Here is a 1,160-nt window from a genome sequence, read left to right on the forward strand (position 1 = left end):
CCACCGGAGCGAGGCCGCACCTGCTCAGCCCGAGGTCCCATCACCGTGCGCCCCATGAACGACCACCTCCGAACCTGGCCCCTTCGGCCCACCTGGCTGCCCCATCAGCGGCTGTTCACACCTCATCGTGGGTGGTCGCCGCCGCCGCGCTGAGCATCGACAGCGACATAGCCAGTTGGCCGAGACACGCGAGGCCCTCCGCCACCGCACGCGCGGAGCCCTACACAAATTCCGCGGTGGCTGGCTGGTGCACCTGGCCATCTCGGCGTTCGTCGGCGCCACCTGCCTGGTGGGACATCTGATGTACGGGCTGGTCCTCGGCCTGGGGTACGCGCTGCTGCGTCCCCGGCTGACCGGCAACCGGTGATGCCCGCCGGTGCACACCGGCCGGTGGCCGGCCGGACCGTGACACGACGTCGGGAACCGGCCGGCCGGCCGGTCCGCGGACGTGTCGTACTGTGTGAGCGAAAGCTTGGACGCGCTGGACCGGACGCCCTGGGGTGCGCTGCCCCCGCCGTGGGCGCCGGGGCGGATGCGCACGGTGGAGCGCGCCGCCGCCTATCACGACCGATGAAGACCTACCACCCGGGGGACCCCGTACTCCCCGCCGAGCCCAGCCGAGACGCTGTTCATCCTCAAGGCCGGCCGGGTGCGCCTGTTTCGGGTCTCCGGCGACGGGCGGGCGCTGACCACCTCGCTGATCGAGCCGGGCACGATCTTCGGGGAGATGATCCTGCTCGGCCAGCACATGTACGACAACTACGCCGAGGCCCTCGACGAGGTCGCCGTGTGCGTGCTCAACCGGTCCTGCGTACAGCAGTACCTGCTGTCGGACGCCCGCATCGCGGGGCGGATCACCGCCATTCTCGGCCAGCGGCTGCGGGACGTGGAGCGGCGGCTGTCCGACAACGTGTTCAAAAGCGTACCGCAACGCCTCGCCGGGATTCCCTCCTCGACCGCGCGGCACTGGACGCAGAGACGGGCGAGACCGGCCGAAGCCCCCGGATACATCCGTCACGAACACCCGGTGGGTGGGCGCGACCCACAGCGTCGTCTGAGAGCTGCGGGCGGGCGAGGTGGGGCAGATTGCCTCTCGGAGGACATCTGTGGCATGGCGGCGCTGCCACCGGGAATGTCAGCAAACACGGCCGGGCCTGGGC

Annotated in this window: 1 protein-coding gene; it reads left to right on the top strand. The window is 70.9% G+C overall.

Annotated elements, in window-relative coordinates; translation table 11 throughout:
- Window positions 1-649: 649 nt before the first annotated feature.
- Window positions 650-1,160: Crp/Fnr family transcriptional regulator (locus tag C1I99_RS31615; RefSeq protein ID WP_233512832.1), on the top strand; the 511-nt coding region annotated here is incomplete at its 3' end.

The sequence above is a fragment of the Micromonospora deserti genome, assembly GCF_003236335.1.
In the GTDB taxonomy this organism is placed as follows: Bacteria; Actinomycetota; Actinomycetes; order Mycobacteriales; family Micromonosporaceae; genus Micromonospora; species Micromonospora deserti.